At 53.5% G+C, this 15,598-nt stretch carries 12 protein-coding genes; 3 read left to right on the forward strand and 9 right to left on the reverse strand.

The genetic code is table 11. From position 1 onward, the window contains the following. Window positions 1-3 precede the first annotated feature (3 nt). The 4 genes from EYC98_RS07280 to EYC98_RS07295 form a co-directional block, all read right to left on the reverse strand. A complete protein-coding gene (locus EYC98_RS07280) occupies window positions 4-426 on the reverse strand; it encodes a hypothetical protein (protein WP_279244656.1) in 423 nt (140 codons plus the stop codon). After that, window positions 423-1,202 (reverse strand): succinate dehydrogenase/fumarate reductase iron-sulfur subunit, encoded by a 780-nt coding sequence (locus EYC98_RS07285; protein WP_320415541.1) that lies wholly within the window; start codon window positions 1,200-1,202, stop codon window positions 423-425. The genes EYC98_RS07280 and EYC98_RS07285 overlap by 4 nt, the downstream gene beginning before the upstream one ends. Further along, window positions 1,202-2,989: a fumarate reductase (quinol) flavoprotein subunit gene (gene frdA / locus EYC98_RS07290; RefSeq protein WP_279244657.1), complete on the reverse strand. Its 1,788-nt coding sequence runs from the start codon at window positions 2,987-2,989 to the stop codon at window positions 1,202-1,204. The genes EYC98_RS07285 and frdA overlap by 1 nt, the downstream gene beginning before the upstream one ends. A gap of 152 nt (window positions 2,990-3,141) precedes the next feature. After that, entirely contained in the window at window positions 3,142-3,597 is a 456-nt protein-coding gene (locus tag EYC98_RS07295) for an acyl-CoA thioesterase (RefSeq protein WP_279244658.1), read from the reverse strand. Window positions 3,598-3,778: 181 nt separating this feature from the next. Between EYC98_RS07295 and EYC98_RS07300 the strand changes: the two genes are divergently transcribed. Continuing rightward, the gene (locus EYC98_RS07300; RefSeq protein ID WP_279244659.1) at window positions 3,779-5,386 is read left to right on the forward strand and encodes an amidohydrolase family protein; all 1,608 of its coding nucleotides are present in this window, start codon (window positions 3,779-3,781) and stop codon (window positions 5,384-5,386) included. Continuing rightward, window positions 5,376-7,409 (forward strand): oxidoreductase, encoded by a 2,034-nt coding sequence (locus tag EYC98_RS07305; protein WP_279244660.1) that lies wholly within the window; start codon window positions 5,376-5,378, stop codon window positions 7,407-7,409. The genes EYC98_RS07300 and EYC98_RS07305 overlap by 11 nt, the downstream gene beginning before the upstream one ends. A gap of 18 nt (window positions 7,410-7,427) precedes the next feature. Here EYC98_RS07305 and EYC98_RS07310 read toward each other — a convergent pair whose 3' ends face one another. Then, window positions 7,428-8,549 (reverse strand): BamA/TamA family outer membrane protein, encoded by a 1,122-nt coding sequence (locus tag EYC98_RS07310; RefSeq protein ID WP_279244661.1) that lies wholly within the window; start codon window positions 8,547-8,549, stop codon window positions 7,428-7,430. A gap of 241 nt (window positions 8,550-8,790) precedes the next feature. On the opposite strand from EYC98_RS07310, the gene EYC98_RS07315 reads away from it, so the two are divergent. Then, a complete protein-coding gene (locus EYC98_RS07315) occupies window positions 8,791-9,168 on the forward strand; it encodes an acyl-CoA thioesterase (RefSeq protein WP_279244662.1) in 378 nt (125 codons plus the stop codon). 99 nt (window positions 9,169-9,267) lie between these two features. Here EYC98_RS07315 and EYC98_RS07320 read toward each other — a convergent pair whose 3' ends face one another. From EYC98_RS07320 to EYC98_RS07335, 4 genes are all read right to left on the reverse strand, one after another. After that, on the reverse strand, window positions 9,268-12,444 hold the full coding sequence (locus EYC98_RS07320; RefSeq protein ID WP_279244663.1) for an efflux RND transporter permease subunit: 3,177 nt from the start codon (window positions 12,442-12,444) through the stop codon (window positions 9,268-9,270). Then, complete coding sequence (locus tag EYC98_RS07325) at window positions 12,441-13,547, reverse strand: efflux RND transporter periplasmic adaptor subunit (protein WP_279244664.1); 1,107 nt, start codon at window positions 13,545-13,547, stop codon at window positions 12,441-12,443. The genes EYC98_RS07320 and EYC98_RS07325 overlap by 4 nt, the downstream gene beginning before the upstream one ends. A gap of 382 nt (window positions 13,548-13,929) precedes the next feature. Then, window positions 13,930-14,373 carry a carbonic anhydrase gene (locus EYC98_RS07330; protein WP_320415542.1) on the reverse strand — a complete coding sequence of 148 codons (444 nt, stop codon included), beginning with the start codon at window positions 14,371-14,373 and terminating at the stop codon, window positions 13,930-13,932. Next, entirely contained in the window at window positions 14,291-15,286 is a 996-nt protein-coding gene (locus EYC98_RS07335; protein ID WP_279244666.1) for an AraC family transcriptional regulator, read from the reverse strand. The genes EYC98_RS07330 and EYC98_RS07335 overlap by 83 nt, the downstream gene beginning before the upstream one ends. Window positions 15,287-15,598: the final 312 nt, after the last annotated feature.

Here is a 15,598-nt window from a genome sequence, read left to right on the forward strand (position 1 = left end):
GCTTCAAGCCCCCCACGCGATGGCGAGGCCCAGCAGCGCCGCGGTCAAGATCAGCAGCCCCAGCCACTGACCAATTAGCATCAGTCTTTCTGGCATGGTCCATGTGCCAATACGCACGACCATGATTTTCGGTGCCAGCTTAAACCAGGTTACCGCATGATAGACGACAGCTGTCAGAACAATCATTTGAAAACCGACTGCTGCAGGATGACTTAGACTGTTCAGCCAATCGCTCCAGGCGGCCTCGCCCTCACTCAGGCTAACCAGGCCGCTTAAAAGCAGCAGGCAATACAGCAGTACCCAAACGGCGGTAGCTTCACGTATCAAGTACAAGGTAAAAAATCGATTCTGCAGCCACCACCAGCGCGATTGCTTATGTTGGTAGGGCTTGCGAAACGTCTGTTTATGCTCGTGATTTTCTGTCATTCCTTTTCCCCACTCTTGGACAGTGACAGGAGGTTCAGCATGTAATCTGTGGTACTGGCTGCTTTGCCCTGATTAATCGCTGCAGCAGGGTCGACCTGCTTGGGGCATACCTCTGAACAATAACCGACGAAAGTGCAGCTCCAGACGCCTTCTTCGGCATTCAGAAAAAGCGCTCTTTGCTCCTGTCCCTGATCACGCGAGTCGCGGTTGTAGCGTGAGGCTAATGCCAGCGCAGCCGGTCCGAGAAAGTCTGGATTGCGCCCAAACTGCGGGCAGGCCGCATAGCACAGTCCGCAATTAATACACTGGGAGAACTGTTGGTACAAAGAAAGCTCTGCCGGTGTTTGTATAAACGCTTGGTTGATAGGCTGACTCGTGTCCAGTTCCTGTGGGTCGTCGCGGATAATGTAAGGCTTGATGGTTTCCAGATTCTCCACAAAACCTGATATATCCGATATCAGGTCCCTCTCAATCGGGAAGTTGTCCAATGCGGCGATATGCAATTCAGAATAATCTCGCAGGAACGCTTTGCAACCGAGTTTGGGCACACCATTAATCATGAAACCGCAGCTGCCGCAGATAGCCATACGACATGACCAGCGAAAACTCAGGCTGGGATCAAGGTGATCCTTAATATGCTGAAGCGCTTCAAGCACAGAGGTATCTGCGGAGAATGGCACCTGATAATGTTGGAGCCAGGGTTCGTTGTCTTGCTCGGGACGGTAGCGCTGTACGGTAACTTTCATTATGTCAGCGGAGGGGGCAGCGATATTCATTAGAGTGCCTCCTTCTTGTCATCTGCGGCCGCGCCGTATGCGCGTGTGGCTGGCGGTGAGCGGGTAATAACCACATCCTGATAGTCGATGGTGGGAGCGCCGCTGTCACTTCGAAAAACCAGAGAGTGCTTTAAATAGTCCACGTCATTGCGCTGGGTCCAGCCTTTTTCTGCGCCATCGAGGCGTTGGTGAGAGCCTCTGCTTTCCTTTCTATTACTGGCTGAATGCGCCATGGCTTCGCCTATATCCAATAGAAAGCCCAGTTCGATCATGCCTAACCATTCGGTATTGAAGGCGTGGCTGCCATCTTTCATCCCAATACGTTGGTAACGCTGCTTGAGCTCGGATATCTGCTGGCAAGTGGCCCGCATCGACTCCTCCTGACGATAGATGCCAAGGCCTGTTTCCATAGTCTCGGCCAGATCATTGCGAACGTCAGCGAGGCTCTCGCTGCCCTGTTGATTTTTTATTGCTAGCCAACCGTTTGCTCGCGCAGCCACATCGTCCTGGTGCGCTTCGGGGTTGGCGGTTGCCGTGCCGCGCGCAAAACGGGCGGCCTGTTCTCCAGCTACCCGGCCGAGGACGCACAGTTCAGCCAGCGAGTTAGAGCCCAGGCGGTTGGCTCCATGGAGGCCTGAACTGGCGCATTCCCCAACAGCGAAGAGTCCTGGCATGCTGGTCTCAGTGTGAATATTGGTGGGTATGCCGCCCATGGTGTAATGCACTGTAGGGCGCACAGGTATTGGGTCGTGTACTGGGTCAACTCCAAGATAGGCCGAGGCCAGCTCGCGAATAAACGGCAGCCTCTCGTTGATTTTGGCTTCGCCCAGATGCCGAAGGTCAAGATTTACGGCGGTACCTCTAGGTGTTTCAACCACTCGTCCTTTTTGTTCTTCATGCCAGAACGCCTGACTGAGTTTGTCCCGCGGCCCCAGTTCCATAGTTTTGTTTCTAGGGTGACCCACGGGAGTCTCCGGCCCTAAGGCATAGTCCTGAAGATAGCGATAGCCGTCTCGATTCGTCAGTACCCCGCCCTCGCCGCGACAGCCTTCAGTCATCAAAATCCCGGATCCCGGCAGACCGGTTGGGTGATACTGAACAAACTCCATGTCACGCAAAGGTACGCCGGCACGATACGCCAGTGACATACCGTCTCCAGTGACGATGCCGCCATTGGTATTGAATCGATATACGCGAGCAGCGCCACCGGTTGCGATAACAACCGCTTTGCCGATAAATCGGGTGAACACACCCTCGGCGATATTGATAGCCAATACGCCCTGAGTAACTCCGTCGTCGATAAGAAGGTCGGTAACAAAGTATTCATCGAAGCGCTGAATAGACGGGTATTTGATAGAGGTTTGAAACAATGTGTGGAGTATATGGAAGCCGGTTTTGTCCGCGGCAAACCAGGTTCGTTCTGTTTTCATGCCGCCAAAGGCGCGCACATTGATGCTGCCATCCGGCTTGCGGCTCCAGGGGCAGCCCCAGTGTTCCAGACGTAGCATTTCTTGTGGGCATTGCTCGACAAAATACTCAACGACGTTTTGGTCAGCCAGCCAGTCGCTGCCGGATACCGTGTCATTGAAATGGTCGGTAAAGGAATCATGAGATTGAATCACACCAGCTGCACCGCCTTCTGCTGCAACCGTATGGCTGCGCATGGGGTATACCTTCGATATCAGCGCGATAGTAAGATCGGAATCAGCTTCCGCGGCTGCAATAGCGGCTCGCAAACCACCACCGCCCGCACCGACGATAATGACATCCGCATGAATCGTTCTCATAGCCGCGTACCCTGCCTGCGATCAAGTAAACGCCCATTTTGCTACAAACCCATCGGCAGGGCGTTGATGTGCATCATTGGGCGCGTTGCAAATTAGCCGCTAGCCATCGGAAGAAGGCATAGTCGGCTGATCGCCATAACCGACACCGACGACTAAATTGTCGAAGCGCCGGTAATATCTGGCTGCTGCTCGACTATTCCCGCTTTGAAGAACGCTGGTATTGGTATGGACTTGCGTGTGTCCGGATCGACAAAGACCTGAGTAAGCCCCCCCTTTGCCAACAGTGTACCGCGGGCATTGTCGTATAACTCAAAGGCAGCGTCAGCACTAGAGTTGCCTAATCTGGAATATCCCACGCAGACGTTAACTTCCGCGTTGCCGCCAATTTCGTCCACGTAGTCACAATGAATATTGACAGTAAAAATCAGGCACGGCAGTTTGTGTGGGTTCATAGCCCCCAGCCCCAGTTCTTCCATATAGCTGCCCAGAACTTCGTCGGCATAGACCATATAGTTGGCGAAATACAGGTGGCCCTGTGCGTCCATATCGCGGAAGCGGACTTTTACAATTTCGCTAAATGGTAGTGAAGTTTGTGTGGCTGTACCCATAATATCGTCGCTCGAGATTGAGTGACTATCGTACCTCAGTTGAGCGCTGTAAGTCAGCGGTGCGGCAAGAAAGCGGGTTTTGTGACCGCGGTTGTCGTACCCTATGTCGAAGGGCTATTCGCCCTGAAATTGGATGGTGATACGTCACCATTCGTTGAACTTTCATGTGGGGGCGAAGTTGATGAAGAAGTTGGCAGTAGATGGTCGGTTCTACAAAGGCCGCGGGCTTGCTTTCGCTCATTGGTTGCGTAAGCCATTGTTGTTACTGATGGCTGGCATGCTAGCCATGGTTACCCATGCCAGTGACTATGCCTTGGTGATAAACCACGGGCGGGTAATCGATCCCGAAAGCGGACTCGATGCCACCCGACATATCGGGGTTCGCGACGGTACTATTGTCGCGGTTTCGACAGCGCCGCTGGTCGGCGACATTACTATAGATGCGACGGGGTTGGTGGTCGCGCCAGGTTTCATTGATCTTCACACACACTCACCGACACAGTTAGGGCAGTATTATCAGGCTTTTGATGGCGTCACTACGGCACTCGAGCTTGAAGCCGGACATTACCCCTTACAAAGTTATGGAGCGCAGATTAGTAGTGAAGCGATGATTAATTTCGGTGCATCTGCAGGCTATATCGGTATGCGCTTGTTCGAGAAAAATGGTCTGGTGATGTCAGGTGGTATAGGGCAGCCAAAGCCGGAGGGGTACAAGGGGTGGAAGACAGCACTGGTAAACCTGATCTGGGGTAACGATGCCGCGTTGGCGCCGACTCTGCGGGAGACGGCGAATCTGCAGGAATTGTCCCAGCTACGGAATTTGCTTGAAACTGATTTGGCGCAGGGCGCGCTGGGCGTCGGGCTGGCACTGGACTATATCAGTGAGGCGGTTGGCGATGCCGAGATAGCTATGATTTTTCAGGTGGCGGCGCAAGCTGGCGTGCCTGTGTTTGTGCATGTTCGGCGCGGCATCGATGGTGATCCCGCCGGTTTGAGGGAAGTGATCAGTCTAGCGGCGCAATATGATACATCCGTACACGTTTGCCACATCAGTCACAATGCCATCAGTAATCTAGACCTGTTTCTTGTCGAGGTGGCGGCGGCGCAGGAGCAGGGGGTTGATATCACTACTGAGGTGCTGCCGTATAACGCAGGCTCAGCGCTGATCTCCTCCGCGGTATTCAGCCGCGATTGGCAAACCATTTTTAATATCGACTATGCTGACGTCGAATGGGCGGCAACGGGAGAGCGTTTTGATAAAGCCATGTGGGATGACTACCGCGCTGATCATCCCCAGGGTCAGGTTATTCACCACTATCTGGAAGAGGCGTGGACCCAGCGAGCGGTGATCGAACCGGGTGTGATTGTGGTCAGCGATCTGCTGCCGATGGAGAGTAAAGATAAAAACGTAGCGCCGCATAACGGGGCGTTCAGCAAGGTGCTCGGGCGCTACGTTCGCGAAGAGCAGTTGCTCGATCTCAGCACCGCGCTGGGTAAAATGACCATTTTGCCCGCTAGGCGTCTTGAACACTTTGCAGAGGCTTTCCGGCGCAAGGGTAGGATACAGTTGGCTATGGATGCCGATATCACCATTTTCGACCCACTGACAATAATGGACAATGCCACTTATCAACAGCCCTACCGCGAGGCAGATGGGATCGCTTATGTGATCGTAAACGGCCATGCAATTATCGCCGAAGGCAAGCGGGTAGAGAATAGTTTCCCCGGTAAACGCATTTTGGCAACAAGCAGTGATTCAACCAACCAAGGTAAAATTCATGATCGGTAAAGAGCGTTATCCCCACTTGTTTGCCCCGCTGGATCTGGGCTTCACTCAGATTAAGAATCGAGCGCTGATGGGCTCTATGCACACGGGTCTGGAAGAAAGTGAAAACGGCTTTGAACGGATGGCTGCATTTTTTACTGAGCGGGCCCGAGGTGGTGTAGGCATGATTATTACCGGTGGCATCTCACCGAATATGGAAGGTGGGGTGGGGGCCAAGTTGGAGACAGCGGAAGAAGCTGCTTCACATAAAACGGTCACTGATGCGGTGCATGCGGCTGACCCGGATGTGAAGATATGTATGCAGATTCTGCACGCCGGGCCATTGGCCAATTCCCCAAAGGTTGTTGGGCCCTCGGCTGTTAAGTCACGAATTGCACGGACTACCCCTGTCGCGCTCGATGAAGAGGGTATTGAGAAGCAGTTAAGAGATTTTGCCAACTGTGCTAGCAAGGCCAGGGAAGCCGGCTACGACGGGGTGGAAATTATTGGTTCTGCTGGATATTTACTGAGTACTTTTTTGGTTGAAAAAACCAACCATCGTACTGACCAATGGGGTGGCTGCTACGAAAATCGCATGCGTTTTCCGGTGGAGGTGGTGCGCAGAGTTCGTGAGGCCGTGGGCGAAGATTTCATTGTCATATTTCGTATCGCCGCAATGGATATGCTGCAGGGCGGAATGTCCTGGGATGAGGTGGTACAGCTGGGCAAAAAGGTCGAGACCGTGGGAGCCAATATTGTGAGCACCCATTTCACCTGGCATGAGTCGGCAGTGCCGACGATTTCTACGCGGGTACCGCGAGCAGCATTTGTTGGCGTTACCGGGCGCTTGCGCCAGGAATTGAATATCCCGACCATTACCAGCAACCGTATCAATATGCCTGATGTTGCTGAGCAGGTGCTCAGTGATGGCCATGCGGATATAGTATCTATGGCACGGCCAATGCTGGCGGACGCGGATATTGTCTTGAAGGCCCTGGAGGGTAGAGAGGACGAAATAAACACCTGTATTGCCTGCAACCAGGCCTGTCTCGACCACACCTTTGCCGGCAAGGAAACCAGTTGTCTGGTCAACCCTCGTGCCTGCCACGAAACGGAGTTGAACTATGAGCCTACCGACGCACCCAAGCGCATCGCGGTTGTGGGTGCCGGTCCTGCTGGTCTGGGTTACGCGACCGTCGCGGCGGAGCGAGGCCATAAGGTCACACTGTTTGATTCCAGTCACGAGATTGGTGGGCAGTTTAATCTGGCCAAACAGGTGCCTGGCAAGGAGGAGTTTCATGAAACCATTCGATATTACAATCGTATGATTGAGGTGTTGGGTATCGACCTACAGCTGAATACCCGGGTTGATGTACAAGGGCTTACCGCCGCAGACTGGGATGAAGTCGTGATTGCCACGGGCATTGAACCGAGGGTTCCAGACGTGAAGGGGATAGATCACCCCAAAGTGGTTAGTTACACCGATGTTATTCAAGGCAATGTTCAGGTTGGCAAAACCGTTGCTGTGATGGGTGCAGGCGGCATTGGTTTTGACGTTGCTGAGTTGATTTTGCACAAAGGTAAGTCGGCGGCTCTGGATATCGAGGTTTTCGCCAAAGAATGGGGCGTCGATTTCGACAATCATCCGCGCGGTGGTGTCACTGGGGTTGAGCCCCAGGTGGCTAAGGCCGACAGGGAAGTGTTTTTGCTCCAACGCAAGTCGACACCGATTGGACGCGGTCTGGGACGAACCACCGGCTGGACCCATCGTATTTCACTGGCCCGGCGCGATGTAAAAATGATCAACGGCGTTGAATACCTTAAGGTCGACGATGAGGGCCTGCATCTTTTGGTCAACGACATGCCGCAGCTGTTGCCTGTTGATACGGTGATTGTGTGTGCCGGCCAGTTACCGCTGCGCAAGCTATACGATGAGCTGCAGGGCAGCGGTTTGAGTGTTAGCTTGATCGGGGGTGCTTATGAAGCGCTGGAGTTGGATGCCAAAACTGCGATTAAACAGGCCAGTTATCTGGCAGCCGCGGTCTAAAACTTGTTGAAGTGAGCCTCAAAATGCCTCGCCCACTGATACATGAACTGCGTCGCTATCAGCGGAGCGGGCAAAGTCGACCCTTAAGTTGATGCGCTTGGCTTTCAGCACCATAAAACGCAGCCCGAGGCCGTAGCTGGGAATAGGCTCATTATCGCGAATGCCGCTAAATGAGCTGCCGACATATCCAACACCCGCAAAACCGACTATCCCCCAGCGTTCACTCAATTCCCAGCGCGCCTCGCCCTGAGCTGAGGCCGATACGGTACCCAGGTAATCCGTTGCCGAGAAACCACGGAGTTTGACGGTACAAGCATCCCAAAGTGGCGTCGTTCCGCTGCGGCGGCATGCTTGGGCTTCCCAGGCTAAGACAAGGGATTCGGATTGCTGATGATAAGATTTTAATACGCTGGCAAGTGACTGATACGTGTCGTTGCTGCCGATCGCCTCGTCGTTGAACAGAGCGTCCAGTTTGAAATAGAGGCCACTCGAGCTGTTCAGTGGGTTATCACGTTGATCATACTCAACGTAGACGCCCAACCCCACCGAGCGCACATTGCCCGCCTCATCGAAATCTGAGTTGGATGAAGTTACCACTGAGCTCTCTATGCTTTGATCGGCGTCAACGACTCGAGTAAGAACACCGCCGTACCAGTCGCCTTGCAGGCGTCTGGCCAGTTTCGCGTAGAAGAACGTGCCTTCTATCCTCCAGTCCAGATTCTTTTCGCTGTTGGTTTGGTCTGTAGTCAGCAGCGTGAGCTTAAGGTCTGCCGCGCCTGCGCCTCCCGTAAAACGCCATTTGTCATCTCGCCAATAGTTCTGCTGTACCACGGCAAAAGCTTTGCTCTCGTTGCTGGTGTACATAGCGCCAATGCCGGTGACGGAGGCAGGCTGCAGTTTCTTTTGCGCTTCGGATTGCGGATAAAAGTAGGCGGCGCCGGCAACCAGCCCCGTTCCCAGCGTTGGATTTGAGATTGGGATTGGAACGGCTACGAAGTCTCCACGCTGAAGTTTTAGATTGGTTTTATCTTCTCTAATATCCGGGGCTATTCCTGCACGTGTATCAGTCGCGTCATTCTGCGCGATAGCTGCAGTAGTCGACAAGATGGTGAGACAGGCGATCGTAACAAGCAGTTTCAAAGTTCAACTCCAGATGGGTGGGGGCTGTGACGGGAGAAAAATGGTCCTGGAAAAATAATGCAGTCATACCGAGACCGGGAGGATACTCTATAAGAGTGTCGCAACTAAAATTTTTCGACATTCATATAAACGGCAAATCAAATGATCTCAGCTGCATTGGTGATTATCGAACAGCTTCTTTCGCTCGCCAAGCCGCAGTACACTGCGCTCTCCGATGATTAACATTTGTATAGGCCGCTACGTGGAACACAGAAAACTGGTACTACCGGAATTTCTTAATGATCAGGGCTACCTGTTTGGAGGCAACCTGCTTAAATGGGTGGATGAGTCTGCGTATATTACCGCCAGTCTGGATTTTCCGGGTAATCGCCTGGTTACGGTGTCCTTGAGCGAAGTGAACTTCAAGAACCCGATTCACCCGGGGGAGTTGCTTTGTTTTGACGTACAGTTGGTGCGACGTGGCAATACCTCGGCGACCTATAGTATTGAAGTCATTGGTGAGAAGCTGGCCGACACCAAAGCGCCACTGTTCGTCACCAAAATCACGTTCGTTAATGTAGCCCCTGACGGGCAACCTATGGCGCTGTCTCTTTCAGCTGATGAGGTTGCTGGTAAGTAAATACTCTTGATCCGGGGGCATGCTCGCCTGAGGGTGCTGCAGGCACAGTTAGAGTTAAATGAATGGGCCTGCGTTTAAGCGTGACTCACTAATGGGTGCTCAATCGCTAGCAAGATGTGGGGTAGGCGCCGAGCGCTTAATTCCGAGCCGGGAAGGCAGGGCCTGCAGGCTTTCAGGCAACGCCAACATGGCCGGGGTCACAATCAGTGTAAGCAGCGTTGCAAAAGACAGTCCAAAAACGATGGCCTGAGATAGTGGTGCCCAAAACATGGCCATCTCACCTTCGGCGGTAATGGTCCTGGATGTAAGATCTATCGAGTATCCGCAGGCCAGAGGTAGCAGGCCGAATACGGTGGTGACGGTTGTCAGTAGCACGGGTCGCAGGCGTTGTGCCGCTGCCCGCACGATCACGGCGCGAGTGTCCAGTTCCGGGTGCTGGGCCCGCACGTGGTTAAACGTGTCGATCAGGATAATGTTGTTGTTGACCACGATGCCAGCCAGGGCAACTACTCCCACACCGGTCAAAAGTGCGCTGAATGGATTTGAAAGCAGCAACAGTCCTAGCAGTACGCCGGCTGTCGACATAATCACCGCCAGCAGAATGAGTGCGCTCTGATAAAAATTGTTGAACTGAGTCACTAACAGGATAAACATCAGAGCAAGTGCCAGCAGAAATGCGGCGGATACAAATGCCATGGAGTCTGCCTGCTCTTCATTAGCGCCTCGGAAGCGGATGTTCAGGGCTGGATCAAAGTCTTGTTGCTGCAGCCAGTTATCGATCTTCGCAACCATGCCGTCGGCCATCACGCCATCTCTCACGCTGGCACGAATCAGTTCTACCGGCAGGCCGTCAATACGCTTGAAGGCGTCGACACCGGGGGCCGGTTGAATTTTCACGAAGTTGCTCAGCGGTATCATGCCCTGAGCAGTGCTTACCCGCAGCTCTTCCATAGCTCGAATGCCGCGCTCACTACTGGGATAGCGCACTCTGATATCGACGGCGTCGTCTGCGTCGTCTGGTCTGTATTCTCCAACTTTGACGCCGTTGGTGACCAGCTGGACTGCCAGACCAGCCGAAGATACGTCAGCACCGAACAATGCGGCCTGTTTGCGGTCAACTTCGACCCGCCATTCGATGGAGGGCAGGGCCGCCGAATCATCAATGTCGACTAACTCAGGCAGGGAGTCTAGATAAGCACGGACGCGGGTCATTGCCGGTTCCAGCAGGGGACGGTCCTGCGAGGTGAATTCTATTTGTATGGGTTTGCCTATCGGTGGGCCTTTTTCAAGTGGCTGTACTTCCACATGAATACCGGCCAGCCTATCGGTACGTTGGCGGATTTCCCGGATGATCGCATTGCCTCCGAGGTCGCGCTGTGATTCCGCGTAGAGCTCCAGAAACAGTGATGCGATTCGATCAGAGCTACTACCCATAAAATCATTGCTCAGACCTGGCAGTGAGGTCTGCGTGTTTATAAAGCGGATGCCGGGGATTTCCAGTATCTCTTTCTCTACGTCGAGTACCAGATCATTGACTTCGCTGGCAGAGAAATTCCCGCGTGCCAGTACCGAAACCTGAATAAACTGAGGGTCCGCATCAGAGAAGAAGATAGTGCCAACGCCAAACTTGCCGTAGGCCCAGAAGATACTAACAAGAACACTCGCAACGATGCCGACTGCCAGGATTGGCCGACCGCATACAAGGCTAAGAAAGCGAGCGAAGCGGCCAGTGAAGGTCTTCAGTTGAGTGGGGTCGCCAGACTCCAGCACCTGCTGCGCGTGTACCACTTCGTTGTTGTGCATGGAGGGTTTACCGAATAAGGTTCCCAGCACTGGTCCAAAGAGAAGGGCGTAGAGCAGCGATCCAATAAGCACCGTGAAGACGGTGACTGGCAGGTAGCCCATGAATTGGCCCGATACGCCCGGCCAGAACAACATCGGTAAAAAGGCGGCTAGAGTGGTTGCTGTCGATGCTGTGACGGGCCAAAACATGCGTTTAACAGACTCTGCGTAGGCCGACTTGTGGTCCATACCTTCACTCATCATACGATTGGCGTACTCGGTGACGACAATGCCCCCATCGATGAGCATGCCCAGGCCCAATAACATGCCAAACATGACCATGAAATTAAAGGTATAGCCGAGCAGGTAGATGATGGTGACCGAGAACAGTAGAGAAAAGGGAATACCGAGGCCAACAATCAGGCCGCTGCGAAAGCCCATAGTAGCGACGACAAGAACCATGACTAGCGCAAGCGCTGTCAGGATATTGCCTTCCAGCTCACGCACCTGTACCGCGGCGAATTCGGCCTGATTTTGAGAAACGATCATCTCGATACCGCTGGGTATACCGGTTCTAGCGGCTTCTACGATCTCAAGGACTTCTTCGACGCTATCGATGACATTGGCATTGGCGCGTTTCTTTACGCTGATAGAGATTGTCTCACTGCCGTTGTAGCGTGCGAAGCTGGAGCGATCTTTGAAGGTCCTGCGCACGGTCGCTACGTCCTTCAGCGTCACCACACTGCCTGCTGAGCTGCGCAGAGGTAATGCCAGAACATCTTCGGCCTGCTCCATAATCGCCGGCACCTTGACCGCGAAGCGCCCATTTTCCAGTTCTATGGTGCCGGCAGGAATCAGCCGGTTATTGCGCTGCAGAATGACCAGTAACTCTTCTGCTGAAAGGCGGTACGCGTTGAGGGCATCTGGATCGATAACCACTTCCAGCACTTCCTCCCGGTGCCCTTGCAGGTCGGCACTAAGCACAGCAGGAACCGACTCGATCTCCTCTCTCAGCGCCAGAGCGGCTTGGTACAGCTGCCGTTCGCTGGCGGTTTCGCTGATAAAGTTTATTTGCAGCATTGGGAAACTATCAGCCGTAAGTTCTTCAACGAATGGCTCTTCAGCGGTGGCCGGCATCTCCGCTCGTGCCGCGTCTACCGCTTCTCGCACATCGCTGAGCGCTTTGCTCAGGTCCTGTGATACGTCAAACTCAATGAAGGCTGAGGCCATGCCTTCGGCCGCGGTAGATTTTAGTTCAACGATGCCCTCTAGCTTGCGCAGTTCGATTTCGAGAGGTTGCACCAGCAAGCGCTCTGCATCTTCCGGCGAGATACCTTCGTGCACTACGCCAACGTAGAACAACGGAAGGTCGACATGCGGATCATTAGCGATAGGCAATGCCAAGCGCGCCATCACACCGATCAAAACCATGATCACCAGTAGTGACATGGTGGTGCGGGTGCGACTGATAGCAGTCTCTATCAGGGAGGTCATCGGCTGGCGATGCGATTGTTCACTTTACGCATGTAAACCGGCTCTACCAGCTGGCCGACAGTCACGTACTCCTGACCGACCGTAATCAGGTTGGCAGTATCGGGCAGCCCGGTAATCCACACACCGTCTGCGGCGTCCTCGATAATGCTTACCTCATTGAATTCGACGCGATTCGCCGCATCCAGGGTTCTGATGCCCAGCGCACCGCTGTCGCTTAGGGTCAGCAGTGAGGATGAGATCAGGTGGGCGTGCACCTCATCGAGCCCAACCTCAATGTTGACGGTCAGCCCGGACCTGAGGCTGTAGTCTGAGTTATCCACTGTGATCTCAACAGGATAGGTACGGGTAACAGGATCGCTTTGCTTGCCAATAAAAGAAAGTTGCCCGCTAATCGCGCGGCCATTTCTAGTATCGCCGGACACCGTGCTGCCGAGCTCCAAGCTCTCGACCTCTGCTTCCGTGACATGTGCCAGCACCAACATGGGATTGAGGTCCATCAGAGTGGCGCAGGAGGCGCCTGGCGTCGCGTAGTCGCCTACATTGAGGTGAATGTGCTCGATAACGCCGTCAAACGGTGCGGTGATACGGGTCCTCTCCAGGTTCAGCACCTGCCGATGCAATTCTGCTCTGGCGGCCTCCTGGCGTGCCTCGGTCGACGCTGTAGCTACCTCAGACAGCAGACTTTGCTTGCCCAGCTTCAAGCTTCCGGCATGCTCGATTCTGGCTTGCTCATACCCGGCGCGGGCTTCTGCAACGGCAACTTCGCGGTCATCTACCGTTATTTCACAGAGCAATTGGCCCTGACTAACGCGCATGCCTCTCTCTACCGGCTGGGAAATGACTTTCCCGGCGATTTCAGCGCTAACCTCCACGGTTCTTTTACTTTCGGTGCTGCCACGCAGAACCACGTGACGCGTTCGCAGCTCTGAGTTCATAACGGTCACACGAACTTTGCTGAGTTCGTTTTGCTCGAAACCAATAGTCTCCGGGGCGGCACTCACAGCCTGCGGCGTAGATTTTGTGTCATTGGTAATGAGGCCGGATCCCAACCACAGCAACAAGACTATTGCGATAATCGAAGCGGAGACGATGTTCTTGGACATACTTGGTTTCCTGGTTGCCGAGTTTGATCGGCTGTAAAAATGGTTGTTGGGCTTCTGGCGAGTTATTGCGCGGGCATAACCGGCCTTTAATGATGCTTGTTACGCGCAATAATCCAAATTGGACGACTCAATTTAGTGATTTCCAGTGACGTTCACGCAAGCGGACAAGATTGGCCTAGAGAACGTCTAGCTTGTGGCGCTCGACTGGAATCGTGGAGGCTGTACGGGGGTGTCACATGCGGGGGGTATCAGGTATTTAGAGCAAACAAAGGGCCGTACACTCTCGTGAACTGCACAGGGTTCGGGGCGAGAAGCCCCTGGGGGTTCTAGTCCATGATCGTGACTCCACCAGTTGCTACGCTATTCATTACGCCGAATACCTTCAGATCACCTTTCTCAGCCAGCCAGCCAGCCCAGACAACAGGGTGCTGCGCTCCAGTATATTGGCGAGTGTGCTGGTCAGGTTGCCCACTTCAACGCTGTCACAAGCACCTTTGACCGCGCCGCACTCGCTGTGGCCTAACACCAGTATGAGCTTCGAGCCTGCCACACTGGCGGCACATTCCATGCTGCCCAGCAGATCGGTGGTAATAAAGTTGCAGGCAATTCGCGGCGAGAAGATATAGATTTCACGAAAGTCAGGTCTATGCGATCTTCTAGGACGAATATCTTTATATTTACGCTGTATAGGTCTGCGGTGACTAATCACCTTTGGGCGGGGTCGCTCGGAGAGTAGACGCCTCTTAGCGCACGTAAGCGCGAGGGCTGGTTCCCGTCCAGCGCTTGAACGCGCGAAAAAATGAAGATGGATCGGAGAAGCCGGCACGGGTGGCTACTTCATCGACACTCATAGAACCCTGTACCAGGTAGTGGATTGCGGTGTCACGTCGGACGGCGTCCTTGATGGTTTGATAAGTACTACCTTCACTCAGCAACCTTCGCTTCAAGGTAGTGGGTGAGCAGTCCAGCGAACTGGAGATACCCTTGAAACTAGGAAATTCGCCTGCGACTTTTTCCTTGAGGATATTTCGGATTTGCGCAGTCAGGGTCTCGTCAGAGTCGAGTTCCGACATCAAATGAATACCCGCGTTCTGGAGAAAAACACATAAGCTTTGTTCATCCTGCTTGATTCTTGCGTCCAAATAGTCAGAATTAAAAAGGATGTAGTTTTCCTGTTGCGCAAATTTGATTTTGGCGTTGAAAAGTGAATTGTAGTCGCTGGCGTAAAAGGGACGTTTTCGTCTGAGGCTAACTTCTTCAATGAGCACTGTTTGGTCCGTTACCCAGCTACTCAGTCTATGGGCAACAGCCAGCGCTAGCATAACAAACAGATCTTCTGAGTAAACTTCTGCAGCTTGTGGCGTAAGCGTAAGTCTTGCGTAGCGTGCTCCGCGCGTAAGTTCCAACGATATTCCTGGGTTGGCTATCGCGGCATATTTGGCCATACGTTTTAGAAAATGCTCTAAGCGTTCACAGTTGATGCAAGCGTGACACAACATGGCAAAAGTGCCAGGTTTCATTGGCTTTTTAAGCAGGCCAAGGTTCTCGTCCTGAAGTTTCAGGGCCACATAGCCTGTAAAGCGAAGATAGTCAGAGCGTGGTATGCGAGCTTTTTCCTCCTGGAGGAGTTCTTTGGGGAAAGCAATTTTGCTCAAAAACACCTCTGGATCGCAGTCGCGATGCGCTAGTGCGTCCAGCATCGTGCTGATGTAGTGTGCAGGGACAGTTGTTATCTCCATTGTCGCCTAAATCGACCCTCCCAAATTATCTTCCAACAAACCTCGGCGCGAGGAAATCCGTGTGATAAAGGTGCAGCTTCACCTATGATTATCGCACTTTGCGGACGTATGCAGGTCAATACGCCCGGCGGCAACGCTCTGGTTAGAATATAGAGCACCATGGCCTCTAGAACCAGAAATATTGGTCCCTGCGGCCACTCCCCTGATCGAACCGGAAGCGTACGATAAGCGCCAAAATGTTCATGCAACAGGGCGACGCAGCAGGGCTCGGCTTAAAGCCGGGAGAGTGGCGGGCAATCTTGTGTCAGGGGC

Source organism: Candidatus Litorirhabdus singularis (assembly GCF_026262625.1).
Lineage (GTDB): Bacteria > Pseudomonadota > Gammaproteobacteria > Pseudomonadales > Halieaceae > Litorirhabdus > Litorirhabdus singularis.

Bases quoted from the DNA above. Each gene is read 5' to 3' on its own strand.
- EYC98_RS07295 (WP_279244658.1), bottom strand. From the start codon at position 3,597: ATGGGTACAGCCACACAAACTTCACTACCATTTAGCGAAATTGTAAAA.
- EYC98_RS07335 (WP_279244666.1), bottom strand. From the start codon at position 15,286: ATGGAGATAACAACTGTCCCTGCACACTACATCAGCACGATGCTGGAC.
- EYC98_RS07300 (WP_279244659.1), top strand. From the start codon at position 3,779: ATGAAGAAGTTGGCAGTAGATGGTCGGTTCTACAAAGGCCGCGGGCTT.
- EYC98_RS07325 (WP_279244664.1), bottom strand. From the start codon at position 13,547: ATGTCCAAGAACATCGTCTCCGCTTCGATTATCGCAATAGTCTTGTTG.
- frdA (WP_279244657.1), bottom strand. From the start codon at position 2,989: ATGAGAACGATTCATGCGGATGTCATTATCGTCGGTGCGGGCGGTGGT.
- EYC98_RS07305 (WP_279244660.1), top strand. From the start codon at position 5,376: ATGATCGGTAAAGAGCGTTATCCCCACTTGTTTGCCCCGCTGGATCTG.
- EYC98_RS07285 (WP_320415541.1), bottom strand. From the start codon at position 1,202: ATGAATATCGCTGCCCCCTCCGCTGACATAATGAAAGTTACCGTACAG.
- EYC98_RS07280 (WP_279244656.1), bottom strand. From the start codon at position 426: ATGACAGAAAATCACGAGCATAAACAGACGTTTCGCAAGCCCTACCAA.
- EYC98_RS07320 (WP_279244663.1), bottom strand. From the start codon at position 12,444: ATGACCTCCCTGATAGAGACTGCTATCAGTCGCACCCGCACCACCATG.